Below are 25,404 nucleotides of genomic sequence, written 5' to 3'. Positions count from 1 at the left end.
AATTACGACATCAATTCGCACGGTTCTAGTGCAATTGAGACAAAGCTAAGGGAGAGAGCTTTAATGAGTCAAACGGTTAACCAAGTTCATAGCACAGTACAGAGCTTGACGCAGAGTTCGGATACTCTGTTTTTATTATTAGGCGCCATCATGGTCTTCTTAATGCACGCAGGCTTTGCATTTTTGGAAGTAGGTACAGTTAGAAAGAAGAACCAAGTTAATGCGTTGGTTAAGATCCTCTCGGACTTTGGAGTCTCCGCCATTGCTTACTTCTTTATCGGTTATTGGGTCGCTTACGGCGCGCACTTTTTTGCCGACGCAGAAACGCTATCGCAAGGGAATGGATACGAGCTAGTTAAGTTTTTCTTCCTAATGACCTTTGCCGCAGCAATCCCTGCGATTGTATCCGGTGGTATTGCAGAACGTGCACGTTTCTATCCAATACTCATCGCAACACTGTTCACCGTAGGCTTTGTTTATCCATTCTTTGAAGGCATCATCTGGAACGGTAATTTTGGTTTCCAAGATTGGCTTGAGGCGCAATTCGGTTATGGCTTCCATGACTTCGCGGGCTCTGTTGTTGTTCATGGTGTTGGCGGCTGGATTGCATTGGTCGCGGTTTACTTCCTTGGCATGCGCAAAGGCCGTGTCCGCGCCGGCAAACACACTAACTTCGCACCATCAAACATCCCATTCTTAGCACTAGGTTCTTGGATCTTATGTGTGGGTTGGTTTGGCTTTAACGTGATGTCAGCTCAAGCTATCAATGGTATCAGCGGTCTCGTGGCAATGAACTCACTCATGGCAATGGTTGGCGGTATTCTTGCGGCTCTGATTGCAGGTAAAAATGACCCAGGCTTCATCCACAATGGTCCTTTAGCTGGTCTCGTCGCTATTTGCGCAGGCTCAGATTTAATGCACCCACTCGGCGCACTGGTAACAGGCGGCGTAGCTGGCGCATTGTTCGTTTACTTGTTTACTTACATGCAAAACAAAACACAGATAGATGATGTGCTAGGTGTGTGGCCTCTGCACGGTGTATGTGGTGCATGGGGTGGCATTGCAGCGGGTATCTTCGGTCAGCAAGCATTCTGGGGGCTAGGGGGCGTAAGCTTTACTGCTCAGATGGTAGGTACACTAGCGGGCATTACGGTAGCTTTAATCGGTGCATTGGTTGTCTACGGTGTGTTGAGCAAAGTAACTGGCCTAAGGTTAAGTGAAGAAGATGAGTTTAATGGCGCGGATCTTTCTATCCATAAGATCTCATCAATCAACGAAGACTGATCACGGTTCAATAGATAAACATCAAGCGGCTTCGGCCGCTTTTTTTGTGCCTATTTCATTTCTGAATAGCAGAGATCAAGCGAGTTATGTCACAAATAGCCAATGAATTCAGTTGGCTAAGACTATGGTCTAATCCCTAAAACTATTGTTGGAATTTGAACAGTGCTAAGCTGTTACCAAGTGACATATTGAAAAGGACGTTATATGCATTTCCCATATCGAAATATCGTAATTCTTACTGGCGCCGGTATCTCTGCAGAGTCGGGGATACAAACATTCCGAGCACAAGACGGATTATGGGAAAACCATAAAATCGAGGATGTTGCGACACCTGAAGGTTTTGCAAAAGATCCTGACCTTGTACAAGCGTTTTACAACAAGCGTCGTCATGGATTACAGAGTGAAAATATCTTTCCAAATTCAGCCCACAAGGCGCTAGGAGAGCTTGAAGATAAGCTCGATGGCAAAGTAACTATCATCACTCAGAACATCGACAACCTGCACGAGAGAGGCGGTAGCAACAACATTATCCACATGCACGGTGAGCTTCTTAAGGCACGTTGTAGCGAGTCAAACCAAGTTCTAGAGCACAAAGACGACATTCATACTGGTGAATTGTGCCATTGTTGCCAGATACCAGCTCAAATGCGCCCTCATATTGTGTGGTTTGGCGAAATGCCATTGAGGATGGGCGACATTTATTCAGCGTTAGAAGAAGCTGATTTGTTCATCTCGATCGGCACGTCAGGTGTGGTTTATCCAGCCGCAGGTTTTGTACATGATGCTAAAATGCATGGAGCACATACGATCGAGATAAACCTCGAACCCAGTGCGGTAGAGAGTGAATTTGAAGAGAAACGTTACGGTAAGGCGAGTATCGAGGTACCTAAGCTAGTCGGTGAGCTATTGCTGTCAGAGAAGGGGTCTCTAACGGCCTGACCTTGTGCCAATAAATTGATTGACCCGCTTAAGGTTGGAACTTGAGAGCTCGTTATCAGCAACAGTTATCATTTATCATTTATCAGTGGCAAACTGACATTTATTCAGATGAGGCTCTAGTCATCGGTTTGCCTTGTTGTTTCTATATTCAGGCAATTTGTCTCTAGATTAGGACAAGACGTGCACCAAGAATTTTGAACAGGTCGTTGAGCTTTTTTCATTTCGTACATCGCCTTATCGGATTCAACCAATGCCTGTTTAAAATTATCTCGGCTGGTCACTTCGATACCGTAAGAAAAACTGATGTTCTCACCATGCAGTAAGTTATTGACTTGGCTGACAAACTCACCACCACGACCGAGTTGAGCCGTTGCAACAAACTCATCACCACCCACTCTAAACACCATTTCATCTTCCAAAGCCGTTTGCCTCAGAGCCTGAGAGAAACGAACAATCATTAAATCTCCAACTTTGTGGCCTTTAAGGTCGTTTGCCTCTTTTAGTCCATCTAAGTCGAAGTAAATGAGCTCAAACTCTGCAAGTTTGATCGCGTCAAACTTCTTGCGATTATACAAACCAGTAAGCTCGTCGCGTTTACCTTGGTCTTTGATTTTTCCAGTTAATTCTGTAATGCCGTAAGCGATCAATAGAAATGCGATTTGTAGCAACCCGTCTTCCAAGAAGGTATCTATTAGTTCATTTTGGTCAGCCCACTCATCAAGATGTTTAAGCTCGGTTGATACGTCATAAAATAGGTTAAAAATGAGTAATAGAGCGCCGTAGCGAAGAACTTTGTGGGGACGAATTGAATGACGCGCAACATAATAGATGTACATAGTGATCACGAGGGTATTTGTTTCGAAAAACAAATCATAGTTTGAATCAATATGAATAAATGAACTCAAGCCAAGCATCAACAGTGATGCTAACAGCATAAAAGTCACAACTAACAGGATAGGGTTTGCTTGCATATGTAATCGCACTTCGTATTGTTTGCTCAATCCTATATAAATTCTGAATAAAAATAAAGCGGCTTACGCCGCTTTATTTAACTTACTAGCAACAATTAAATTTTTGCTAACAAATTAGTTGTCTACTTTAAGTTTTTGAAAGTACTCGTCATAAATAACGCTCGCTTCGCCAACTTCGTCTTGCCAAACACCATTATCCATCACTGATTGTGTCGGGAAAACGTTCTTATCTTCAGAAAATTCTTTCGGAAGAAGAGGGTAAGCAGTTTTAACGGGTGTTGGGTAACCGATCTCTAGAGCAATTTTCGCAGCGTTCTCTGGGCGAAGTAGGAAGTCGATCATCTTATGTGCCGCTTCAGTGTTCTTAGCACCTGCTGGAATCGCTAGGCTGTCCATCCAGAAGATAGCGCCTTTCTCTGGCCAGATAATGTCAATCGTTGCGCCTTCTTGACGTGCCATGTAAGCAGAGCCATTCCAAAGCATACCAAGAGACACTTCACCCGCTAGGTAAGGGTTCGCAGGGAAATCTGAGTTAAATACCAATACGTTTGGCATCAGCTTACGAAGTTCTTCGTACGCTTCTTTGATTTCTTCAGGATTAGTCGTGTTTGGGGAGTAACCCAGTTTAGACAGTGCGATATGGAAAACTTCACGAGAGTCATCCATCATCATCAGTTGACCTTCCCACTGTGTATCCCACAGATCGCCCCAGTTTTTAACTGAAGACTTGTCTAGCATATCTGAGTTGATACCAATACCCGTTGCGCCCCAGATGTATGGGATCGAGTAGTTGTTGTTTGGGTCAAATGGCTTATCTAAATAATTTGGATCCAAATCTGCAAAGTGGCTTAGCTTAGTTTTATCAAGCTCTTGAAGCATGCCTTCTTTACGCATCTTAGAAACGAAGTAAGTAGAAGGAACGACCAAGTCGTAACCCGTACCTTGAGTTTTTAACTTAGCGTACATGCTTTCGTTAGACTCATAAGTTGAGTAATAGACTTTAATGCCAGTCTCTTCGGTGAAGTCTTCTAGTACTTCATTTGGAATATATTCAGACCAGTTGTAAAAATACAGTTCTTGGTCAGCTGCGAAAGAGGGTGTAGAAAGTAAAGTAGCAGCACACAATGCGCCGGTATACAGTGTTTTTTTCATTACTGTTCCGTTCATTTGTTTGATTTGGAGCTGGGTATTGAACCCAAAGTAAATGGATTTCTAAAAATCGCGCTAAATTATAGCAGTGATATAACAAAATAGGCAGCCTAAGCTGCCTATTCATTGATATTCTTATTTTTAGTTTGTTGATTACCTAACTAGGCTTGTTAAGTAAACCAGTTACTTATTAGCCTCTTTTGACCGGAGCAATTAGATAACAAACTCGCTTACTGACCTGCTTTAAGTTTCATGAAGTAATCTTCGTACTTCACCGTCTTATCACCAACCGCAGCTTGCCATTCCACACGATCAAGGTCTTCTTGAGATGGGAACAGCGCAGGGCTGTCTTTAAACTTCTCGTTAGACGCTTTAACTGCCGTTAGGTAGCCTGTGTCACGAGAGATTTGCTCTGCAATTTCTGGGCGAAGTAGGAAGTCGATCATCTTATGAGCTGCATCTACGTTTACCGCACCAGAGCTAATCGCAAAGTTATCAACCCAACCGATACCGCCTTCTTTAGGGAAAACCAGTTTGATTGGTAGACCTTCGTTTTGCGCAGCAGCAGCAGAACCATTCCAAAGCATACCAAGACCCACTTCACCAGACATGTATGGCGCACCAGGGTTATCTGAGTTAAATACTAGAACGTTCGGCATTAGCTTTTGTAGTTCAGCGTAAGCTTCGTCGATCTCTTTCTCGTTGGTTGTGTTACCAGAGTAACCTAACTTACGCAGTGCGATGTGGAACACTTCACGCGTGTCGTCCATCATCATCAGTTGGCCTTCAAGCTCTGGCTTCCATAGATCAGCCCAGCTTTGGAAGTCTTCCGGATCGTATATTTCAGTGTTAACAGCAAGACCTGTAATCGCAACTACGTGTGGAATAGAGTAGTCGTTGCTTGGGTCGTACGGCTTATCTAAGTAGTTAGTATCTAGGTTCTTGAAGTTGTACAGCTTAGTTTTGTCGATTTTTTGTAGCATACCTTCGTCACGCATCTTAGAAACGAAGTAAGTCGACGGCACAACTAGGTCGTAGCCTTTGTTGTGTGTTTTTAGCTTTGCGTACAAGGTTTCATTCGACTCGTAAGTTGAGTAGATAACCTTGATTCCAGTTTCATCAGTGAACTGTTCTAGAATCCCACTATTGATGTAAGGTCCCCAGTTCATGAATACCAATTCTTTGTTATCTTTTGCAAATGATGGTGCAGATAACATTGAAAGCGCACATGCACTACCAGCTAATAGAGTAGCCCATTTTTTCATTGACGTTAGCTCCAAACTAAACGTTGCCTAAAGGCAGTAGATAGAAAAACAGAATGGCAATTTACCATTCTGTTTATGAATAACACTTTTGTTAAACTTGAATCTTATCAAGTCCGTCTCAGTAAAGAGTAGGAGACTTACTTGATTTTCTCTCTCGCTAACAACTGAGAAATAATCACCAGTATTAACGACACCACTAACATCACTGTTGCTAAGGCGTTGACCTCTGGAGATATACCGACTTTAACCATCGAGTAAATCTTCAGGGGCAAGATTTCGTAAGTTGGACCTGTTACGAAAGAGCTGATGATCACGTCGTCCAAAGACAGAGTGAAGCTCAATAACCAACCCGCAGCAACCGCTGGCTTAGCAAGAGGCAGAATGATCTGTTTTAGAATCGTCCATTCACTTGCACCTAAGTCTTTTGCGGCTTCTAGCATCTTCACATCAAAGCCATTCAAGCGGCTGTAGACCGTGACAACAACGAACGGTAAACAGAAAGTAATGTGCGCTGCAAGTAGGGTAAAGAACCCAAGTTGCACACCCATAACCAAGAATAGCGCAAGAAGCGAAATCGCCATTACGATATCTGGTGACATCATCACGATGAACAACATGCCATTGACGATACCTTTACCTTTAAATTGGTAACGGAATAGGGCAACGGCAGTCAGGCTTCCGACAATCGTTGCGGCAGTCGCTGAGAACACCGCTACGTTGATCGAATGCCACGCAGCCTGCATTAGGCTGTCGTTGTTAATCAGCGCGTCATACCACTTGGTGGTAAAGCCCCCCCATTTCATGCCGAATTTATTGGCATTAAATGAGTTTGCAATCAATACGATAATAGGTAGGTATAGAAAAGCGTATACCAGCGCCATAAAGCTGAACTTAACTGTGCGACCCATTAGTCTAGCTCCACTTTCTTATTCAATAACTTGCCTGCACGGTAGTAGGCATAAAGCATCACAGCCATTGCCACGGTCAGTGCAATACTCGTCGCAGCGCCAAACGGCCAGTCCCGAGCATTGAGTACTTGGCTCTTAATCACGTTACCAATCAGCAGGTTCTTTGCTCCGCCTAATAGGTCAGAGATGTAGAACATACCTAATGCAGGTAATAACACCAATAAACAACCGCCGACAATACCTGGCATAGTCAGTGGTAACACGACTTTCAATAGCGTTTGCAGTTTGTTCGCACCTAAATCTTTAGCCGCTTCTAGGTACGTATCGTCCAGTTTTTCAATCGCTGAATACAGCGGCAGAATCATGAATGGAAGTAGGATATACACCAAACCAATCATTACTGCGGTTTCTGAGTACATGATGCGTAGCGGCTTGTCGATAATATCTAACGCTAACAAACCTTTGTTCAGAACCCCCTGAGTACCCAAAACCACTTTTAATCCGTAAGTACGAATCAATGAGTTAGTCCAAAATGGTACAATCACGAGGAACAACATGATTGGACGCCACTTCGCTGGCATTTTTGCCACGATATAGGCGAACGGGTAACCAATGATTAAACAAAGCAGGGTAGCAACGATTGCCATATAGAAAGAGTGCATCAGCACTTTAAAATACAGCGGATCAGCCAAACGCACATAGTTATCGAGAGTAAAGGTCATCTCAATCAAGTTAGCTTCGTCACGAGTTAAGAAGCTAGTACCGATGATCATGATGTTTGGAATCATCACGAACAGCACTAACCAACCTGTGATTAAAGCAACAATTGCGTTTTGTAAATTAAACTTCTTGCTCATCTTCTAATACCACTTCCCAGCTCTCAACCCAAGTTACTGCAACTTTTTGGCCCAGTGAGTGATCAACATCAGGGTCATCTTCGTTGAAGAATTCGCTAACCATGACACGCATACCTGACTCAAGTTCTACGACTGAATCTAATGTCATGCCTTTATAGGTTCGCTCGACAATGTGGCCAACAATACCGCGTTGCTCAGACTCTTTGATTTCTTCGATACGAAGATCTTCAGGGCGAAGCAATACTTGCAGTTTTTGACCCGGTTTTACGTCTTTATCGTGATAGATAATGGACTCTTCACCTTCGATTGTCGCAACAATGCGCTTTTCATCTTGACGAGATTTAGCTGTCGCTTCGAATACGTTAATTTCACCAATGAAACGCGCTACAAATAGGTTCTTAGGCTCTTCGTAGATCTCTCTTGGTGTTCCGTCTTGTTCAATCACGCCATCACGCATAACAATGATACGGTCGGACATAGAGAGTGCTTCTTCTTGGTCATGCGTTACAAAAATGAACGTAATACCAAGTTGGCGTTGCAGTTGTTTGAGCTCGATTTGCATCTGTTTACGTAGTTTGTAATCCAGAGCAGATAGAGATTCATCCAACAAGAGAACTTTAGGCTTATTAACGACAGCACGAGCGATTGCGATACGTTGCTGTTGGCCGCCAGATAGCTGGTGTGGCTTACGTTGTGCCATTTGCTCTAAGCGCACCATTTTCAAAGCATCCATTACACGAGGTTCAATCTCGCTGCTTGGAACTTTCTGCATGCGTAAGCCAAATGCCACATTATCGAAAACGGTCATATGCGGGAATAGGGCATAGCTTTGGAAAACAGTGTTTACATGCCTTTGTTCAGCAGGAACTTGGGTTACGTTCTGTCCAGCTAATAGTATTTCACCACTATCCGCCGTTTCAAAACCCGCAATCATTCTTAGCACGGTTGTTTTACCACAACCTGATGGGCCTAAAATCGTGAGAAACTCACCATGATTTACGTTTAAATCCAGATTGCCGATGACTTCCTTACCATCGAAACTTTTACTGATGCCAGTTAGCTGTACTACTGGCTTCCCTACTGATTTTTTAGCGTTCAACGTCTGTTTTTCTCCACCTTGGTTCTATTTGAGACCTGTTGCTATACACCTCTAAGGCGCGCATCATAATCACCAAAAACGTGAATTCAAAGCATTTTTTATCTTTCGAAGACAAAAAAATTCGCAGGTAAAAGTAAACATCCTTTACCATACTGTTATTTGTTGGGTTCACATCCTAACAAGTGTCTAATTATTAACCATTAAGACGTAAAAGCAAGCCTTGTTACAGATTCATATTTTAGTTTGCATCCGACATATGGGTATAATGAAGGTAATTTTTTATCAATAAGTTAGGTGCCTTCGTTTAGTTGGCGCACCTAGGTATCAATATGAACAACGACATCGAAAAAGATTTTAATTTGGGCGGTAGTATCGACCGTGCACTTTCCGGCGATTATGAGCTCAAAGCAACGGCTGTATTCCAAGAGGCTTGGAAACATACGATAAGTCACTTTCTTTCGTTTTCCCCTGCGATTGTTGCGCTGATGTTCGTACAATTGGCTATCTTTTATATCGCACTAAAACTGCAACTTGGTGACCCAGCAGTGATCTTAGATGCGGTAATCGACCCTGAGGCCTTTACACCCCAGATCGTTGAATCGATTTTCATTGCGAATTTTAGCTATGAAGTCGTCAGTGCACCTATCTATGCCGGCATCTGTTTAATGGCAATGAGCCACGCTGCAGGTCTTCAAACTAAAGTGCGCCACATAGGCAAAGGTTTACAGTTTACGATCCCCGTTATTCTAGTGACTTTGTTCAGCCTAATGCTTCAAGGCATCGCTGGTATGATTCTGCCATTTCTGTCTATCTACTTCTCACTTGCGTTCAGCAACTCAATTCTGCTGATTTGTGATAAAAAAGTTCCACCGATGCAATCGCTGTTACTTTCTCTAAGAGCAGTAAATAAGAAGATCTTCGTAGTCGCGTCTATATACCTAATGGTTATGCTGATGTTCATCGTTGCTGCGATGATGTACGGCATTGGCTTGATCTTCGTTCTTCCATTCTTCTTCCACGTGAAAGGTATCGTTTACCGTGAGATGTTTGGCATCAAGCTGAAGATAATTGCATCAGACCGCCCAATGAGCGATGACGATAGCGATGACGGTAACAATAACGGCAACAACAGTAGCCATGGTAACAAGAACAAAAACCCGCAGGTCTTCGATGCGTAATAACGACAAAGGCAGCGCGAGTAAATCTCTTGCGCTCAAAGTAACAACACTAGCAATCGTGGGTTCTATCTCACTGATTGGCCCATACCTTTACCAAGAAGAAGAACGCCGACGTACGACAGAACAGAGCTCTAATTCAGCAGACCAATTTGATGACTTGACTGTTGCTTCAAGCGCACCAAATTTTGCGGCTATTAAGGATGTAAACGAGAAAAAAGACGCGTTTTTCTCGTTCCTACGCCCAAGCATCAAGATTGAAAACAAACGTATCACCAAAGAGCGTGCGTTTTTAACTAAGCTCTCTGAATCTGGTTTAAGTAATATTGATTCTGAAGACATTTCTTATGCGAAAAGGTTAGGGAAGTTGTACAGCTTACCGGTACCTAGCACAGGTATAGAGCTGACATGGTTGGCGGAAATGCTTAACCGAGTCAACGTACTGCCAGAGGCGCTGGTACTGACACAGGCTGCTAATGAATCAGCTTGGGGGACATCACGTTTCGCCACCAAAGCAAACAACTATTTCGGACATTGGTGTTACAGCAAAGGTTGTGGCCTTGTTCCGCTACAACGTAACGAAGGCAGCTCGCATGAAGTAGCAACATTTTCTTCAAGCCAAGAATCCGTACACCGTTACTTCATGAACCTTAATCGTAACCGTGCCTATGCAGATTTAAGAGCCATTCGTGCGCAACTGGCAGCAAATGGTAATGATCTGTTAACCAAAGAAACGGCGACCGAATTGACCAATGGCTTGTTAAAATATTCTGAGCGAGGTTCAGACTATGTGACTGATTTACAAGCTATGATCCGTCACAACAAGGTATACTGGGAAAAGTAACTCATTTGGATATCCGTTTGATTGACTTCTTTAGTCAATTTGACACCAAGCAATATCGCAAAAGAGCAGCTCATTGGCTGCTCTTTCTATTTATAAACGCTCAACTTCAACAAGATTATAATAATGAAAAAGACAGCTATCGCTTTATTAGCCACTTTAAGTTTTGGGGTTTCTCTTCCAGCTTCGGCGCAAGAATACATGTTCACGTATTCTAAACTCTATACTCAGCTGAAAAACAACACCAAAGAAGGGCACGATGATGTCAAAGTTGCGGTGTTCTTTGTTGACCAACAAGCACAGAAAACCTGTCACATCAGCAAAGCTTGGATGGAGAAAGAAGAGCACTACGAAGAGCTAAAAGTATCTCCTGCGAATGAGCTGCTTCTACCTGTAGATCAAAACCTGCGCTCAGCAAATCCTCTTATCTTTGTACAAACCCAAGAGCAAGAGTGTGCATATTCGCTCGTTGTAATGACTCAAGAGCCTTTAGCTGGCGATGTTGAAGTTGCACAGCTAGAAAGCCTGTTACCACAGATGCAGGCAATGCTAGAAGACGTCAGCGGCATGTTCTCTAGCTGGTTCACACCTGATATCCAAGGGTTAACGTTGGAGTTCAATGACAAGCTTGAAGGCAACATTGCTCTATCTAACGGTAAACAGATCCCAATTAAAGAAGGCCGTGTTAAATTCACCTTAGAAGAGCTCAATGGAAGTGACAGCATCACTTTACCAGAGCCAACGGTTCGCGTATTACCGTACATTCCCGCGCAATAAGTCTAGCTAAAAGCACTCCCTACGCTTTGAGGAAGTAGTTCTTAAGCAGCCTGGTCTTTTAGAGAAGGCTGCTTTTCTTTGTCTACTATACAAACCTCGAATTTGTTAAGACGCGTTTATCTAACCGTTTAGAGAGCTTAAAGCTCAAAAGAAGCGGAATCTTTCCAATACTCAGCTTGTTAATCCTGCCGTTACTATTTCAACATCAAATAAAAATCCGTATAATCCACGCCCTAAAACAGTCCCACTAGCAATCTACAGTCGGTAATACGACGGTGTGAGAGTCGCAATGAACCAAAACGAAAATAAAAAAGAAACACTTGAATTCAACAAGCTTCAGAAACGTCTGAGACGAAATGTTGGAAATGCCATCGTTGACTACAACATGATCGAAGAGAATGACGTAGTAATGGCATGCATTAGTGGCGGTAAAGATTCATTTGCGATGCTAGATATTTTGCTACGTTTACGTGAAGCTGCACCTATCAAATTCGATGTTGTTGCCGTAAACCTAGACCAAAAACAACCTGGCTTTCCTGAGCATATTCTTCCTGAGTACTTCGAAACTCTGAACATTCCTTACTACATCGTAGATAAAGATACGTACTCCGTAGTTAAAGAGAAAGTGCCAGAGGGTAAAACAACCTGTGGTCTATGTTCTCGTCTTCGTCGTGGTACTTTGTACTCGTTTGCAGAGAAAATTGGGGCGACTAAGATTGCTCTTGGCCACCACCTAGACGATATTGTTGAGACGATGTTCCTGAACATGTTCCACGGTGCACGCTTGAAAGCAATGCCGCCAAAATTGCGTTCTGATGATGGCCGTAACGTTGTTATTCGTCCACTGACTTATTGTCGTGAAACGGACTTAATCCAATACGCAGAGCACCTAGATTTCCCAATCATTCCTTGTAACCTGTGTGGCTCTCAAGAGAACCTACAGCGTCAGAACATTAAAGCGATGTTGATTGATTGGGATAAGCAAACGCCAGGTCGTGTTGAGAAGATTTTCAAGTCAATTCAGAACGTAAGTCCAAGCCAACTGGCTGACCGAGAATTGTTTGATTTCGTAAACCTTCCACTAGACCGTAGTGAAGATCGCAAGGCCTACGAATTCGAAGAAGCTGAAATTTCCTCTTCAAATATTGATGAGTCAATGTTCATCGACGTGACTAACGTATAACGAGATATTCGCGATTCTGTATTTGGAATGGCGGAAGCTCTAGATAAATAAAAACGCCTCAAGCAGTGCTTGAGGCGTTTTTTTATGATTTTGAATCAGCTATAAGGTATTAACCTATAGACAAATTGGGATCAAGTGGACTTACATAACCCGACGGTTTAAGTGCAAGTACGTCACAGTTAATCTTGTCGATTACATGTTCCGCAGTATTACCAATAAACACAGCAGACAATCCAGTACGGCCGGTGGTACCAAGAATCACCATAGCAGCGTTGTTTTCAGACGCGACACGAGGAATAACATCTTCTGGCAAGCCTTGCTCAACAACAGTTTGCTCTTCACTCATACCGTGTTTCTGGCGCAACGCTTTCATCGCTGTTAAGTGATGACCACGAACCGCGTCAGTATAAGAGGTTGGGTCAAACTCTGGCAGCTCGATTGTGATATTAGCAGGTGTCACCGGGTAGGCGTTTACCAATAGCGGCTCAGCATCTAAACGACCTGTGATTTCAAGTAACCTGTCGACCATCGTATCATTGAGCTCTAAGTGAGCTTCGGTTTCAGAGCCTACATGAACTGAAGCGTAAATCTTCGCGTGTTCTGGCCAGAAATCATTTTTAACCAATAGCACTGGGCTAGGGCATTTTCTCAATAAGTGCCAGTCGGTAGGAGTAAAGATGACAGATTCTAAGGTATCGTGCTTACGCGTACCTTTGATTAGAATGTCATGCTCGCCACTGTAAACCTCTGCAATGATCGCTTCATACGGGCGGTTATGCCAAACCACTTGCACGTTAAATTCAATGGAATCATCTAGGTAAGGAGCCGCCACTTTATTCATCCAAATTTCACGTTGATGAATTACGCCTTTACGCATTGCGTCTCTTTCATCGACAGAGAGCATAGATGTCATGTCATACGAGAAATCGTAGATCGATAAAAAGAAAGTGATGTGGCTTGTTGATGTGCTTTTCTTGGCAAGTTGGATAGCACGAACTAGAGCAGGTTGCTCATCGTGATTAATGTCTGCGACAACTAAAATTTTGTTATAGATACTCATAACTAAGCCTACTTTTCAGACCGAACATATAAATAATGTAGCGTAGTTATGGAGAGAATAAGAGAAATATAAGAGGTTTTAAGAGAGAAACATGATGTAGCTCATTATTGAACTACATCATTGATATCTAGACTATTCTTTTGAAACGCCAGCAAGTTCCATCAACGCATCGTGATCTTCGATAGTGATATATTTGCCTTTAACGCTCAAGATGTCTGCTTTTTGGAAGCGACCTAAAAGACGGCTAATTGTTTCAACAGTCAAACCAAGGTAGTTACCAATATCGCCACGAGTCATCGTTAGGCGAAACTCACGTGGGCTGAAGCCACGTTGAGAGAAACGAGTAGAAAGGTTGTAAAGGAATGCAGCAAGACGCTCTTCCGCATTCTTCTTAGAAAGAAGCAGAATCATTTCTTGGTCACCTTTAATCTCATTACTCATCAAACGCATAATTTGCTGACGCAATTTAGGCATTTTTCCTGATAGGTCGTCTAGAATTTCGTATGGGATTTCACATACCATAGAAGTTTCTAACGCTTGTGCGAAACTAGGGTGCATGTCACCAGTAATCGCATCGAAGCCAACAAGATCGCCCGCTAGGTGGAATGCAGTAATCTGCTCATCACCTTGCTCAGTAATCGTGTAGCTCTTGATCGTTCCAGAGCGAATAGCGTATAGAGATTTAAGCTCGTCACCGGCTTTAAATAACTCTTGGCCTTTTTGAATAGGCTTTTTTCTCTCAATGATCTGATCAAGTTGATCGAGTTCAGATTCATTCAAAGTAAACGGAATACAGAGCTGGCTAATACTACAATCCTGGCAATGGATCGCACAGCCACCAGACTGAACACGTTTCGTCACAGGCTTTTCAGAAATCATAACAATCTTTCACTATTTGATATACGTCAATATTTTAGCATTCCTTAATCCTAAAGGGTAGTAAAAAAACCGGATTAAAGACGTCGCTATACGGTATAAATAATAAGCTGTAGCGCCATATAACCGGTATAGAAGCCGTAAATAAGGATTAAAATTGCACCAAACTGACGAAATAAGTCAGCTTGTTGCAGTTTTTTGAGGAAATTTGCACCCATTCCAACCGTGAGCATCGCAGGGAGGGTTCCTAAACCGAAAGCAAGCATGATACCTGCTCCGTTATACCAACTTCCTGATACGGCCGCCCATGTAAGCATAGAATAAACAAGGCCACATGGTAACCACCCCCAAATGAAACCAAATGGTAGAGCGTGACTAGGATGCTTCAATGGTAGAAATGATTTACCGACAGGAGAGATATAGCGCCATAGTTTTTGTCCGACTTTTTCAAAAAACAACAAGCCGAACCACCATTTGCCAATATACAAACCTAAGACGATCATAAAGCCAGCAGCAAATAATCGCAGCCAACCTAGCAGAGCGTTAAAATCGCTTAGCTGACCTATAGAAGAAATTGCACCGCCAATCACACCGCCAATCACGGCATAGCTTAGCAAGCGTCCTAGGTTATAAAGCAGGGGAATGACAGGGGAAGGTTTACTGTTTCCAATTGAAAGAAGCGACGCAATGCCACCACACATTCCCATGCAGTGACCTGCGCCGATCAACCCAACAACAAAGGCTCCGATCCAATCAGGCGTCATCGTTCTTTTTGTCTAAGTTAGTTTGGCTTTCTACGTTAGCTTTCTCGTTCTTAACAGGTTTACTATCAGAATGGTGAAGAGCATTAGTGTCTTCATCAAACAGAATGTTGTGGCCTTGACGCTCAAGGTCTTCAAACTGCTCACTCTTAACTGCCCACAGAAATATACCGACAGCGATGCACACAAGTACGATCGCAATTGGAATAAGTATGTATAAACTTTCCATTATTTACCTTGCTCTTTTAAAAGCCTTAACGAGTTAGACACAACAATAATAGAGCTAGCAGACATGCCAACAACGGCAATGTATGGAGCAACCAAACCAGCAACAGCCAATGGAAGAATAAGTAAGTTATACCCCAACGACCACGCTAAGTTTTCACGGATTATCTTACGCGTTTTAAGCGCTAATGTTCGTGATTTAAGTAATCTATCGAGTTTGTCACCCAATAACACCATATCCGCTGAGGCTTTCGCCACGTCGGTACCGCCGCCCATTGCGACAGAAAGGTGAGCACCCGCCAGAATAGGCGCATCGTTAATACCGTCACCAACCATCATGGTGATGTCACTAGCGTCTCTAGAGTTTAAATAAGCCAGTTTATCTTCCGGCTTCGCGTTAGCAACAATGTCAGTAATGCCGATCTCTTCAGCAACAGGTTTCGCGTTAATCAAAGAATCGCCAGTCAGCAGCGTGGTTTTGATTCCCGCTTCTTTGAATTGCTTAATGAACTCAATACTTTCTTTACGAATCGGGTCTTCATAAGTGAATGTTGCGGTATGTCGACCAGACATCGACAAGTAAATACCATTGCTTTCCGATGTTTGTGCATCACCAAGAATGAATTCACTGCTGCCGATAGCGACTTCTTGTCCATTCCACTCACCAGTGATACCAGAGCCAATTACGTTATTGACAGACTCTACTTCGATATCATCAGAAAGATGAGTCTTGAACGCTTTCGCGATAGGGTGGTTAGCATGTTGCTCTAGGCTCGCCGCTACTTTCAAACAGGTGTCTTTATCAAGTTCTGCGAAGGTTTCAACTTGGCTGATACGAATATCACCCTCGGTCAACGTGCCTGTTTTATCTATGATCAAGTGATTCACTTTGCACAAAGTTTCAAACACATGGCCTTTGCGCAGCAAGATACCGAAATTACCCATACGAGAAGTTGAGCAGGTGATGGCTGTCGGTGTTGCAAGCGATAGAGCACAAGGACATGTCGCAACAAGTACCGAGAGCATGATCCAGAAAGCATCTTCTGGACGTGTTTGGTGCCAGTAAAACCAAGTGCCGAACGAGATAACCAGAATCACAGCAACAAAGTATCGAGCAACCACATCGGCAATCTCTGCGATGCGAGGCTTAGACAGTTGCGCTTCATCCTGAAGGCGAACGATATTGGAAATCACGGAATCCGCTTTAGACGTCATCACTTCCAATTCAAACGATTCATCACCATTCAATGTACCAGCAAAGACGGTATCGCCTTCATTCTTAACCACATGAATCGATTCGCCAGTCAGCATCGATTCATCAATATGAACTCTACCAGACAGTACTTTACCATCCGCAGGGATATGCTCACCGGGTAGAACCCGAATCTGATCGCCAACCTTCAAGGTTTTTACCGGAACTTGCTCACCGTCTAAAGTTGTCGCCATCGCGGGAACCAACTTAAGCAGGTTACCACTCGCGGCTGCTGCTTTACGACGCGCGCGCATCTCAAGGAAACGACCAAGCAACAAGAAGAAGGTGAACATCGAGATAGATTCAAAGAACACTTCGCCTTGCTCTGTCACCGTTGCCACTAAACTCGCAACATAGGCAAACAATAGAGCGATCGACACAGGAACATCCATGCCCAAGGTTCGGCCTTTAATACTACGCCAAGCGTTAATATAGAACGGTAATGCAGAGTAGAGCAGTACAGGCGTTGCGAAGATCAAACTCACCCAACGAAAGTAGCTTTTGAATTCCGGCTCAAGGCTGCCAAAAACTTCGAGATAAAGCGCCACCGCTAGCATCATAACTTGCATAGTCGCTAAACCCGCGACACCAAGACGATAAAGGTAGTTTTTCATCGAACGATGATAAGCGGCTTCTTGTTGGTCAGCCTCGAATGGTGCAGCTTTGTAGCCCAACCTATGAATCGCGGATAGCAACTCGCTTAGTTTAGCCTGAGTCTTGTCCCAGCTAAGCAGGGCACGGTTAGTCGTGGTATTAACACGAATACTCAAAACGCCAAGCTTTGAAGAAACTTGCTTCTCAATAAGCCAAGCACAAGCCGCACAAGAGACACCATCTAGTGACAATGTCACCTCAGAGATATTTTCGGAGTTACGGACGAACTCCAATTGAACATCTTCATTGTCGTAATGACTCAGTGCCAGAAGCTGCTCTGGCACCAGATCGGCTTTTTCAGCAGGAGCAGTACGGTATTGGTAATAAGAGACCAAACCGCTATCTATGATTGTCTGGGCTACGGTTTCGCAACCCGGACAACACATCGGTCGAACCGACCCTAAGATTTCTACTTTAAAATCCGTTTCCGCTGGTACATCTTCACCGCAGTGATAACAGGATTCACACATAAGCTTTAATTCGTTAGTTGAGTAGGAGTATCAATAGGGAAGTTCATGCGACCTTGCACTAACCATTCAGAATCATGCGGAGAAAGCTCAATAAACCATGGTCCTTGCATTTCGTGATCCAAAGTCATGGTGTAGTTGCCTTTCGCATCCGCTGTCAGTAGTTGAGTAAAATCGCGGTCAGGCAGTGTTCTGTGAACAAACATTGCGTTAATCGCAGGGAAGTGATCGAGTTTACCTTTCTCAAGAGTAATGATAACGGAGTTACCTTTCTCGTTAACTGAAGCTGAAAGGCCGAGTTCCTTTGCAATATTTACTTTTGAAATGTCGACATTAATGCCTTTTCCTTTTTTATAGTAATCCTCAGTCACTAGGTCTACAGAGTTCTGTGTGAACACAATAACCGTCATGATGGTCCAAATAACTACTGTCGCTGGCAACGCGATTAAGAACCACGGCCAAAACTGTTTATACCAAGGCTTTACCATAAAAAAGATCTCAAAAAAGAATAAAAAGAAGGGGTTATAAAATAAAGGAAAGACAGCCTCTTAGAAAGAGGCTGTTATTGAAATGTTACTTATTATCCGAGTTGCTTAAGCTCCACACGTATGATGAAATCAGTTGTACTTTATCCTCGCCTAGAATGTCTTTCCAAGCAGGCATCACGCCAGAGCGTCCGTACATTACTGTTTCCGTCACAGCAGCGCGAGAGTCGCCAAACAACCAGTCGCGGTCGGTCAGGTCAGGTGCACCTACAGCAGGGTTACCCTTACCATCTGTACCGTGACATGCAGCACATACAACAAAGCGTGCTTTACCAGCTTCAGCTTCACGAGCATTCACACTACGTCCAGAAAGGCTAAGCGTGTAGCTAACCACTTCTTTAACGCCTTGCTCACCAAGTGCATCTTTCCAGCCAGGCATTTGGCCAACACGACCATGCATGATTGTTGTCACGATAGCTTGTGGTTCACCACCATATAGCCATGCGTCATCAGTTAGGTTAGGAAAACCCTTTTGACCACGAGCATCAGAGCCGTGACACTGAGAACAGTTTTGCAAGAATAAACGTTGGCCCACTTTAATTGCGTCAGCATCTGATGCAATGTCAGGGACAGAACGTAAACCATTTTCGTCGTGAGCTAGCTTTTTGAATGCTTCACCAAAATAGGTGTTGGCGTCATCAAGCTCTTTCGCGTACTCGTCTAACTGCTTGTTCGCTTGAGCTGCAGCAATTGAAGAGCGAGACTCTTCAATACTACGAACTTCTTGGTTTGAACTTGTCCAACCTAGTAGACCTTTAAAATTGCCAAGGCCAGGGTAAAGAGCAAGGTAAACCGCTGCAAACACAATCGTACTGATGAAAAGGTATGTCCACCATTTTGGCAGTGGGTTATTAAGCTCACGAATACCATCGTATTCATGGCCCATATCATGACCTTCTTCTACGCCAGTTCGATCTTTAAAACACCAACGAAGCAAGACAGCACAACCAATTAGGGTACCAATCGTAATCGCACTAACCCAGATACTCCAGAATGTACTCATTACTTTGTCACTCCTTGATTTTTAGAACTTGTTGCCGGCTCGTCGTCTGCAAACACTAGGTTCGCATCTTCGTCGAAACGTGATTTACGATTCTTGCCGTATGCCCACCAAACGATGCCGATGAAGCAAGCAAAAACAGTAACAGTCCAAACACTTTGAAATGTAATAATGTCCATAATTATTCCTTATTTCATTGCGTGGCCAAGCGATTGAAGGTAAGCGATGATTGCATCCATCTCTGTTTTTCCTTCAACATCTTGTTTAGCGTTAGCAATTTGTTCGTCTGTGTAAGGAACACCAAATTGATTACGGAAGAGTTCAAGCTTCTGTTGAGTCAATTTGCCATCAAGTACATTCTCAGCAAGCCATGGGAAACCAGGCATGTTTGATTCAGGAACAAGTTCACGAGGGTCGATAAGGTGAACACGGTGCCACTCATCAGAGTAACGATCACCAACACGCGCTAGATCTGGACCAGTACGCTTAGAACCCCATAGGAATGGGTGTTCCCAAACGCTTTCGCCCGCTACAGAGTAGTGACCGTAACGTTCAGTTTCAGAGCGGAAAGGGCGAATCATTTGGCTGTGACATACGTTACAACCTTCGCGGATATAAATATCACGACCTTCCATTTCCAGAGCAGAGTAGACGCGTAGGTTTTCTACAGGTTCAGTCGTCTGCTTTTGAAAAATAAGAGGGGTAATTTCTACTAAAGCACCAAAACTGATAGCAATAACGATCAAGATCGCCAGTAGGCCAACGTTCTTCTCTACCAACTCATGGCGATTATTTGAATTTGAGCTCATTCTAAATCTCCTTAAGCCGGTTGAGGGATAGCTTTAAGGCTATCTTTAGGTGCAGAAACAGTTTTGTACGTGTTGTATGCCATTAAGAACATACCAGATAGGAAGATGAAGCCCCCTAAGAAACGTACAAAGTAGAACGGGTAAGATGCTTCTACAGATTCAACGAAGCTGTAAGTTAATGTACCGTCAGAGTTAACTGCACGCCACATCAGACCTTGCATCACACCAGAGATCCACATCGCAACGATGTAGAAAACCGTACCAATCGTTGCTAACCAGAAGTGAACATTGATTAGAGATACAGAGTACATACGCTCTTGACCAAATAGTTTAGGAACTAAGTGGTAAACCGAACCGATAGAAACCATCGCAACCCAACCTAGCGCACCAGAGTGAACGTGACCGATAGTCCAGTCCGTGTAGTGAGATAGTGCGTTAACCGTTTTGATTGCCATCATAGGGCCTTCGAAAGTCGACATGCCGTAGAATGATAGAGAAACGATTAGGAAACGTAGGATAGGGTCGTAGCGTAGCTTATGCCATGCACCAGATAGAGTCATAATACCGTTGATCATGCCACCCCAAGATGGAGCAAACAGAACCAAAGACATAACCATACCTAGAGACTGAGTCCAGTCTGGAAGTGCTGTGTAGTGTAGGTGGTGAGGACCAGCCCAAATATACAGAGACACAAGAGCCCAGAAGTGAACAATCGACAAACGGTAAGAGTAAACAGGGCGACCAGCTTGTTTAGGAACGAAGTAATACATCATACCTAGGAAACCAGCTGTCAATAGGAAGCCTACCGCATTGTGTCCGTACCACCATTGCACCATTGCATCGATCGCTCCGGAATAAATCGAGTACGATTTAAACGCAGATACAGGAACAGCCAGGCTGTTAACGATGTGCAACACGGCAACCGTGATGATGAAGGCTCCGAAGAACCAGTTAGCTACATAAATGTGCGATGTCTTACGTTTAATCATGGTTCCGAAGAACACGACCGCATAAGCTACCCACACAAGAGTAATAGCAATATCGATTGGCCATTCAAGTTCTGCGTATTCTTTACCAGAGGTTAAACCTAGCGGTAAAGTAATTGCAGCGGACAGGATAATCGCTTGCCAACCCCAAAAGGTAAAGGCTACGAGAGGGCCACCAAAGAGACGCGTCTGACAGGTACGTTGCACAACATAATATGATGTTGCAAACAGCGCACTTGTACCGAACGCAAAAATAACCGCATTAGTATGCAGGGGACGTAAACGACTGTACGTCAGCCACGGCGTATCAAAGTTTAGCTGTGGCCAAACTAATTGAGCGGCAATCAAAACACCAACGCCCATACCGACAATACCCCACAAAATTGTAACGAGGGTAAATTGACGGACGACCGTATAGTTGTAGTTTTGTTCAAGCTGCTTTTCTTGGCTCATTTGCATGCTTCCAATTTCTTATTTACTACACTTTACTTCCAACACGACTCACGTCGTAATGCCACCCAAATTAGAAAAGGAAATTCAGCCTATTCAGAGCTTTATTTCCACTTGCTGATTTTAAAAAAAAGTGGCATTTTCAACGCGACACTATACTTGAATTAACAAATCAATGACAGAGTAGTAACCTTACGCTTGGTCTGGAATTGGATTTTTATTTAAAAACTTTGAACTTTGTAACAAGGAGTAAAGATTATAATGGCGGCACAAAAGCTAACAAAGGGCAGGCTTGTTCAAATTATCGTCATGTTGGTTATTTTAATAGCTGCATTTACTTGGAGAACAGTGACATACGACAATGACGAAACAGTAAACTGTATAATTTCTAAACCTTGCCAAATTACTATTGATAAACATAATGTTTTAATTTCGGGTGATAACCTAGGGTATTCGATCGAAACATCTAAAACTGGTAAATTTATCATTAACTATAACGAGAGCGGAACTCTAGAAGAAAAAGGGGCATCAATTTGGCTGTTACGAACGAACGCTCAGAACTCCTCAATAACGGTTACATTTCCACAACAGATAGCCACACTTTCTGTAAACCTTTCTAAGGAATAACACAGTAACAAGTTAGTCTCGCCTCAATTCTTTTGATAGAAATATGTACTAAGTCAGTGAAATAGATTGTGTAAAAGTGTTATAAAGAGAGCATTAATAAAATCTTCCGAGATCTATGAAATTTCTATCAAAAGTCTCTTATTCCCTAGACGATAAAATCGCAGTAGATGAGCTGCTCAGTGGGGTGGCAAACCCTGACGATATTGCCTGTCTTATCTGCTACTGCACCGAAGAGTACTCCACACTTGCTGTGCAGAGATATTTCGTAGATGCGCTCCCGAATACACCAATACATGGCTGCACCACTTGTCACGGTATTATGACCGAAACAGGGTTCCATTCAGGCCCTGTGATTGGGATACTCATCATCTATGATTCCGGGATCAATGCCTACGGTACCGGCATCAGTCACTTTGGCGATTCCATAGATCGTAGTACGTTCAGCGCCATCGATAAAGCATTAAAGAACGCCAACCGAGAAGGTGAAATACCCGATCTTATCTTGCTCCATTCCACCCCAGGAAATGAAGAGAAGGTGATGGCGGCCATCGATAACAAATTTGGCACAGAGGTGCCGATTATTGGTGGAAGCGCAGCAGACAATCAAGTGTCTGGAAATTGGAGTATCTTTACCGAAGAAGCTCTTGCTATTAATGGCGTCTCTTTAACGGTGTTTTTTGCGTCACAATCCATCTATTCATCTTTTAGCGCCGGTCATACACCCACTCAGTATTCAGGCACCGTCACCAAAGTAAGAAATCGAATATTGTTAGAGATCGACCATAAGCCTGCGACCACCGTTTATAATGAATGGACTGATTTTCATTTAGGTAGCAGTGATGATGGGTATATTTTTGAAAAGTCGACAGTTTATCCATTAGGCCGAAAGGTCGGCTCTTCTTACGACTACCCATATTTCAAGTTATCGCATTCGATCAGAGAAACTGAGTGTAACGGTATCGAGTTGTTCACTGATATAAATGAAGGTGACACCATCTATTTGATGCAAGGCTCTAAGCAACAACTTATAAGTCGTGCCGCTAACATCATTCATTCGTCTTACTATAATGATATGGATCTCGAAGAAAAATTAGGGGCGATCAACATATTCTGTGCAGGACCAATGCTGCACCTAAAACAAGATATGGATGAGGTTTGTGACCAAATCAATCACGCACTTGGTGGGCTTCCATACATATGTCCATTTACGTTTGGTGAGCAAGGCAGACTCTCTGGTGGTGAGAATGCGCACGGAAATTTGATGGTATCGTCTGCAACGTTTTATAGGCTGAAAAAGTAATGGATACTGAAGACCAAGAAGCGCTGCAAGAAGCTCGTATTGAACTCCAAAAACTAAAGGTCCGTGAACGTAAATTAGCTGAAGAGAATAGGGTGATCCTATCGACTATCTCTGCGATCAGTAAGGCGAGTAACATATCTGAAATATTTTCTAGTCTCGAATTCGCACTCAAAAAATACATTAAGTTTGATGATTTTATTGTGGTATCAAGAATAGGGAATGAAGGTAGTTTCAAAACCCTGTTAACCAATAACAAAGTATTCGAACAAATGAATTGGACAGATTGTGGCAAGCTATCGCGAGTCATTAATGGAGAATGTGCCATTCTTTTTGAACCCAAATCTCTGGGTGAATTCAGCACTTTGCATCCCATTATCCTAGACCAAATTAACTCTGTACTGATTACTGGTATTGATAGCGGTCTAACACAATCCGTTATCATCTTTATCCATTCCAATACCAAACACTTTAGTATTGAAACCAAAGCCACTCTAAACCGATTTCGACCGCTGATTGAGCGTGCTGTTTTCGATATTGAAAACAAAGAAAAACTTGAAGCGACAGTCCGAGAACGTACAGCAGAACTCGTAGCAGCAAGAAAAGACGCAGAAAGAGCCAACAAAGCCAAATCTGAATTCTTAGCAATGATGAGTCATGAGTTAAGAACGCCGCTAAACGCTACCATAGGCTTAATCGACACGCTAAAGTCCACACCGCTGAATGATGAACAACAGTCTATATTGTTAAATATGAGTACATCATCTGAACTCTTATTGGCGATCATCAGTGATGTGTTGGACTTTTCAAAGATTGAATCTGGATGCTTCTCGTTGGCACCTCAATGGAGTAACGCAAGAGACACTGTAACTTTTGTTTTGTCTGAACAAAAGAAGATAGCAGACGATAAAGGGTTGTCGTTAACCCTAACTAGCGACATTCCAGAAGGTGAACTACATTACATCGACCCAAGTCGCTTAGCACAGATCCTTTTTAATCTCATTGGTAACGCAATAAAGTTCACTGAACACGGGTATGTACATGTTTCTATTACATACCAGCACCGTTCATTCCGTATTAGCGTAGAAGACACCGGAATTGGCATCAGCTCACAGCAACTTTCGTCATTATTCAGTCCGTTTGTGCAAGCCGATAGCACAATCACACGTAGGTTTGGTGGCACCGGCTTAGGTTTAGCAATAACAAAACGACTAGTAGAACTGATGCGCGGGCGTATATCGGTCGAGAGTGAGCCAGGAAAAGGCTCGAAATTTGAAGTGCGGTTACCAGTTCTAACGAGAGTGACGAACAATCAAGATCATGCTGTAGAAGATAAATACTCGCAAGTTCCCAGAACCCGTTATTCAGTGTTGGTTGTTGAAGACAACCCAACCAATCAGATGGTGATTCAATTGATCCTTGCGCGACAAGGCCACGAAGTTTTCATCGCAAGCAACGGTGAAGAAGCCATTGGCTTTGTAGAAAGAGGTAATGATCCGATAGACATTATCTTGATGGATGTGTCGATGCCAGTCATGGACGGAATAACCACAACCAAATACATGAGAGACGCAAACATCAAAACACCAATCGTCGCGCTAACGGCACACACATCAGTAGAAGATAAATTTTCTTGTTTAGATGTCGGTATGAATGATTTCATTACCAAACCTGTAAGAACCAAAGAGATCATTGAAGCAATTGATAGGTTAATGCTTGAAGTCTAATAAACGTATTCTTAATCGAAGATTAGGAAATATGTTTATTAGGTATTTTATGGTAAATAGACTTACTGTTAAATAGAACGTCAGTTTGGTAGTTAAACAATAGGCAGGGGCATTACACAAAGATACCTGCCTTATAAACACCAAACCAAATTTAACATAATATACATAATACGCACTGTTAGCTTTTAGAAAGCCAAACAATACAAACTTCGTTTGTTGC

Annotated in this window: 25 protein-coding genes; 9 read left to right on the top strand and 16 right to left on the bottom strand. The window is 43.1% G+C overall.

What is annotated here, in order from left to right; translation table 11 throughout:
• Window positions 1-63 precede the first annotated feature (63 nt).
• Entirely contained in the window at window positions 64-1,284 is a 1,221-nt protein-coding gene (locus AB6C75_RS07040; protein ID WP_372107464.1) for an ammonium transporter, read from the top strand.
• Between the two features lie 204 nt (window positions 1,285-1,488).
• Entirely contained in the window at window positions 1,489-2,223 is a 735-nt protein-coding gene (gene cobB, locus AB6C75_RS07035) for a Sir2 family NAD+-dependent deacetylase (RefSeq protein ID WP_017100630.1), read from the top strand.
• A 116-nt stretch (window positions 2,224-2,339) separates the two neighbouring features.
• Here the strand turns inward: cobB and AB6C75_RS07030 are convergent, their stop codons facing one another.
• From AB6C75_RS07030 to potA, 6 genes are all read right to left on the bottom strand, one after another.
• Window positions 2,340-3,206: a GGDEF domain-containing protein gene (locus AB6C75_RS07030; RefSeq protein WP_017097858.1), complete on the bottom strand. Its 867-nt coding sequence runs from the start codon at window positions 3,204-3,206 to the stop codon at window positions 2,340-2,342.
• Between the two features lie 102 nt (window positions 3,207-3,308).
• A complete protein-coding gene (locus tag AB6C75_RS07025) occupies window positions 3,309-4,346 on the bottom strand; it encodes an extracellular solute-binding protein (RefSeq protein ID WP_372107463.1) in 1,038 nt (345 codons plus the stop codon).
• Between the two features lie 227 nt (window positions 4,347-4,573).
• Window positions 4,574-5,608, bottom strand: a complete 1,035-nt coding sequence (locus AB6C75_RS07020) for an extracellular solute-binding protein (protein WP_372107462.1) — start codon at window positions 5,606-5,608, stop codon at window positions 4,574-4,576.
• A gap of 137 nt (window positions 5,609-5,745) precedes the next feature.
• Window positions 5,746-6,516 (bottom strand): spermidine/putrescine ABC transporter permease PotC, encoded by a 771-nt coding sequence (potC, locus tag AB6C75_RS07015; RefSeq protein ID WP_004733706.1) that lies wholly within the window; start codon window positions 6,514-6,516, stop codon window positions 5,746-5,748.
• Window positions 6,516-7,373: a spermidine/putrescine ABC transporter permease PotB gene (gene potB, locus AB6C75_RS07010; protein WP_012603924.1), complete on the bottom strand. Its 858-nt coding sequence runs from the start codon at window positions 7,371-7,373 to the stop codon at window positions 6,516-6,518. Before potB ends, potC begins: the two co-directional genes overlap by 1 nt.
• A complete protein-coding gene (gene potA / locus AB6C75_RS07005; RefSeq protein WP_372107461.1) occupies window positions 7,357-8,472 on the bottom strand; it encodes a spermidine/putrescine ABC transporter ATP-binding protein PotA in 1,116 nt (371 codons plus the stop codon). Before potA ends, potB begins: the two co-directional genes overlap by 17 nt.
• Window positions 8,473-8,801: 329 nt before the next feature.
• On the opposite strand from potA, the gene AB6C75_RS07000 reads away from it, so the two are divergent.
• From AB6C75_RS07000 to ttcA, 4 genes are all read left to right on the top strand, one after another.
• Window positions 8,802-9,650: a hypothetical protein gene (locus AB6C75_RS07000; RefSeq protein WP_372107460.1), complete on the top strand. Its 849-nt coding sequence runs from the start codon at window positions 8,802-8,804 to the stop codon at window positions 9,648-9,650.
• Entirely contained in the window at window positions 9,643-10,491 is an 849-nt protein-coding gene (locus AB6C75_RS06995; RefSeq protein WP_372107459.1) for a glucosaminidase domain-containing protein, read from the top strand. Before AB6C75_RS07000 ends, AB6C75_RS06995 begins: the two co-directional genes overlap by 8 nt.
• A 123-nt stretch (window positions 10,492-10,614) precedes the next feature.
• The gene (locus AB6C75_RS06990) at window positions 10,615-11,265 is read left to right on the top strand and encodes a DUF2987 domain-containing protein (protein ID WP_017103169.1); all 651 of its coding nucleotides are present in this window, start codon (window positions 10,615-10,617) and stop codon (window positions 11,263-11,265) included.
• Window positions 11,266-11,554: 289 nt separating this feature from the next.
• Window positions 11,555-12,448: a tRNA 2-thiocytidine(32) synthetase TtcA gene (gene ttcA, locus AB6C75_RS06985; RefSeq protein WP_029222956.1), complete on the top strand. Its 894-nt coding sequence runs from the start codon at window positions 11,555-11,557 to the stop codon at window positions 12,446-12,448.
• A gap of 109 nt (window positions 12,449-12,557) precedes the next feature.
• Here the strand turns inward: ttcA and uspE are convergent, their stop codons facing one another.
• The 10 genes from uspE to ccoN all read right to left on the bottom strand — a co-directional run bounded on the left by uspE (window position 12,558) and on the right by ccoN (window position 21,542).
• Window positions 12,558-13,508 (bottom strand): universal stress protein UspE, encoded by a 951-nt coding sequence (gene uspE, locus AB6C75_RS06980; protein WP_017097864.1) that lies wholly within the window; start codon window positions 13,506-13,508, stop codon window positions 12,558-12,560.
• A 132-nt stretch (window positions 13,509-13,640) separates the two neighbouring features.
• On the bottom strand, window positions 13,641-14,387 hold the full coding sequence (locus AB6C75_RS06975; RefSeq protein ID WP_009846714.1) for an FNR family transcription factor: 747 nt from the start codon (window positions 14,385-14,387) through the stop codon (window positions 13,641-13,643).
• An 86-nt stretch (window positions 14,388-14,473) separates the two neighbouring features.
• Window positions 14,474-15,148: a sulfite exporter TauE/SafE family protein gene (locus tag AB6C75_RS06970; protein ID WP_009846713.1), complete on the bottom strand. Its 675-nt coding sequence runs from the start codon at window positions 15,146-15,148 to the stop codon at window positions 14,474-14,476.
• On the bottom strand, window positions 15,138-15,374 hold the full coding sequence (ccoS, locus tag AB6C75_RS06965; protein ID WP_009846712.1) for a cbb3-type cytochrome oxidase assembly protein CcoS: 237 nt from the start codon (window positions 15,372-15,374) through the stop codon (window positions 15,138-15,140). Before ccoS ends, AB6C75_RS06970 begins: the two co-directional genes overlap by 11 nt.
• Window positions 15,374-17,746: a heavy metal translocating P-type ATPase gene (locus AB6C75_RS06960; protein ID WP_372107458.1), complete on the bottom strand. Its 2,373-nt coding sequence runs from the start codon at window positions 17,744-17,746 to the stop codon at window positions 15,374-15,376. Before AB6C75_RS06960 ends, ccoS begins: the two co-directional genes overlap by 1 nt.
• A gap of 5 nt (window positions 17,747-17,751) precedes the next feature.
• The gene (locus tag AB6C75_RS06955) at window positions 17,752-18,231 is read right to left on the bottom strand and encodes a FixH family protein (RefSeq protein WP_009846710.1); all 480 of its coding nucleotides are present in this window, start codon (window positions 18,229-18,231) and stop codon (window positions 17,752-17,754) included.
• 85 nt (window positions 18,232-18,316) lie between these two features.
• Complete coding sequence (gene ccoP / locus AB6C75_RS06950; RefSeq protein ID WP_009846709.1) at window positions 18,317-19,291, bottom strand: cytochrome-c oxidase, cbb3-type subunit III; 975 nt, start codon at window positions 19,289-19,291, stop codon at window positions 18,317-18,319.
• On the bottom strand, window positions 19,291-19,467 hold the full coding sequence (locus AB6C75_RS06945) for a CcoQ/FixQ family Cbb3-type cytochrome c oxidase assembly chaperone (protein WP_009846708.1): 177 nt from the start codon (window positions 19,465-19,467) through the stop codon (window positions 19,291-19,293). The genes ccoP and AB6C75_RS06945 overlap by 1 nt, the downstream gene beginning before the upstream one ends.
• 9 nt (window positions 19,468-19,476) lie before the next feature.
• Entirely contained in the window at window positions 19,477-20,097 is a 621-nt protein-coding gene (gene ccoO, locus AB6C75_RS06940) for a cytochrome-c oxidase, cbb3-type subunit II (RefSeq protein WP_004742292.1), read from the bottom strand.
• Between the two features lie 11 nt (window positions 20,098-20,108).
• Window positions 20,109-21,542, bottom strand: a complete 1,434-nt coding sequence (gene ccoN, locus AB6C75_RS06935; RefSeq protein WP_009846707.1) for a cytochrome-c oxidase, cbb3-type subunit I — start codon at window positions 21,540-21,542, stop codon at window positions 20,109-20,111.
• A gap of 252 nt (window positions 21,543-21,794) precedes the next feature.
• Here ccoN and AB6C75_RS06930 point away from each other — a divergent pair, with 252 nt between their 5' ends.
• The 3 genes from AB6C75_RS06930 to AB6C75_RS06920 all read left to right on the top strand — a co-directional run bounded on the left by AB6C75_RS06930 (window position 21,795) and on the right by AB6C75_RS06920 (window position 25,184).
• Window positions 21,795-22,160: a hypothetical protein gene (locus AB6C75_RS06930; RefSeq protein WP_009846706.1), complete on the top strand. Its 366-nt coding sequence runs from the start codon at window positions 21,795-21,797 to the stop codon at window positions 22,158-22,160.
• Window positions 22,161-22,275: 115 nt separating this feature from the next.
• Window positions 22,276-23,460 carry an FIST signal transduction protein gene (locus tag AB6C75_RS06925; RefSeq protein WP_372107457.1) on the top strand — a complete coding sequence of 395 codons (1,185 nt, stop codon included), beginning with the start codon at window positions 22,276-22,278 and terminating at the stop codon, window positions 23,458-23,460.
• Window positions 23,460-25,184 (top strand): ATP-binding protein, encoded by a 1,725-nt coding sequence (locus AB6C75_RS06920; protein ID WP_372107456.1) that lies wholly within the window; start codon window positions 23,460-23,462, stop codon window positions 25,182-25,184. The genes AB6C75_RS06925 and AB6C75_RS06920 overlap by 1 nt, the downstream gene beginning before the upstream one ends.
• Window positions 25,185-25,404: the final 220 nt, after the last annotated feature.

The sequence above is a fragment of the Vibrio sp. 10N.237.312.B06 genome (genome assembly GCF_041464685.1).
Taxonomy (GTDB): domain Bacteria; phylum Pseudomonadota; class Gammaproteobacteria; order Enterobacterales; family Vibrionaceae; genus Vibrio; species Vibrio tasmaniensis_A.
This window is presented reverse-complemented; position numbering and strand designations above follow the sequence as displayed.

Bases quoted from the DNA above. Each gene is read 5' to 3' on its own strand.
- potB (WP_012603924.1), bottom strand. From the start codon at position 7,373: ATGAGCAAGAAGTTTAATTTACAAAACGCAATTGTTGCTTTAATCACA.
- AB6C75_RS07020 (WP_372107462.1), bottom strand. From the start codon at position 5,608: ATGAAAAAATGGGCTACTCTATTAGCTGGTAGTGCATGTGCGCTTTCA.
- AB6C75_RS06930 (WP_009846706.1), top strand. From the start codon at position 21,795: ATGGCGGCACAAAAGCTAACAAAGGGCAGGCTTGTTCAAATTATCGTC.
- cobB (WP_017100630.1), top strand. From the start codon at position 1,489: ATGCATTTCCCATATCGAAATATCGTAATTCTTACTGGCGCCGGTATC.
- ccoS (WP_009846712.1), bottom strand. From the start codon at position 15,374: ATGGAAAGTTTATACATACTTATTCCAATTGCGATCGTACTTGTGTGC.
- AB6C75_RS06945 (WP_009846708.1), bottom strand. From the start codon at position 19,467: ATGGACATTATTACATTTCAAAGTGTTTGGACTGTTACTGTTTTTGCT.
- AB6C75_RS06970 (WP_009846713.1), bottom strand. From the start codon at position 15,148: ATGACGCCTGATTGGATCGGAGCCTTTGTTGTTGGGTTGATCGGCGCA.
- AB6C75_RS06995 (WP_372107459.1), top strand. From the start codon at position 9,643: ATGCGTAATAACGACAAAGGCAGCGCGAGTAAATCTCTTGCGCTCAAA.
- ttcA (WP_029222956.1), top strand. From the start codon at position 11,555: ATGAACCAAAACGAAAATAAAAAAGAAACACTTGAATTCAACAAGCTT.
- AB6C75_RS06990 (WP_017103169.1), top strand. From the start codon at position 10,615: ATGAAAAAGACAGCTATCGCTTTATTAGCCACTTTAAGTTTTGGGGTT.
- AB6C75_RS07000 (WP_372107460.1), top strand. From the start codon at position 8,802: ATGAACAACGACATCGAAAAAGATTTTAATTTGGGCGGTAGTATCGAC.
- ccoO (WP_004742292.1), bottom strand. From the start codon at position 20,097: ATGAGCTCAAATTCAAATAATCGCCATGAGTTGGTAGAGAAGAACGTT.
- AB6C75_RS06960 (WP_372107458.1), bottom strand. From the start codon at position 17,746: ATGTGTGAATCCTGTTATCACTGCGGTGAAGATGTACCAGCGGAAACG.
- AB6C75_RS06920 (WP_372107456.1), top strand. From the start codon at position 23,460: ATGGATACTGAAGACCAAGAAGCGCTGCAAGAAGCTCGTATTGAACTC.
- AB6C75_RS06975 (WP_009846714.1), bottom strand. From the start codon at position 14,387: ATGATTTCTGAAAAGCCTGTGACGAAACGTGTTCAGTCTGGTGGCTGT.
- AB6C75_RS07040 (WP_372107464.1), top strand. From the start codon at position 64: ATGAGTCAAACGGTTAACCAAGTTCATAGCACAGTACAGAGCTTGACG.
- ccoP (WP_009846709.1), bottom strand. From the start codon at position 19,291: ATGAGTACATTCTGGAGTATCTGGGTTAGTGCGATTACGATTGGTACC.
- AB6C75_RS06955 (WP_009846710.1), bottom strand. From the start codon at position 18,231: ATGGTAAAGCCTTGGTATAAACAGTTTTGGCCGTGGTTCTTAATCGCG.
- AB6C75_RS06925 (WP_372107457.1), top strand. From the start codon at position 22,276: ATGAAATTTCTATCAAAAGTCTCTTATTCCCTAGACGATAAAATCGCA.
- uspE (WP_017097864.1), bottom strand. From the start codon at position 13,508: ATGAGTATCTATAACAAAATTTTAGTTGTCGCAGACATTAATCACGAT.
- ccoN (WP_009846707.1), bottom strand. From the start codon at position 21,542: ATGCAAATGAGCCAAGAAAAGCAGCTTGAACAAAACTACAACTATACG.
- AB6C75_RS07025 (WP_372107463.1), bottom strand. From the start codon at position 4,346: ATGAAAAAAACACTGTATACCGGCGCATTGTGTGCTGCTACTTTACTT.
- potC (WP_004733706.1), bottom strand. From the start codon at position 6,516: ATGGGTCGCACAGTTAAGTTCAGCTTTATGGCGCTGGTATACGCTTTT.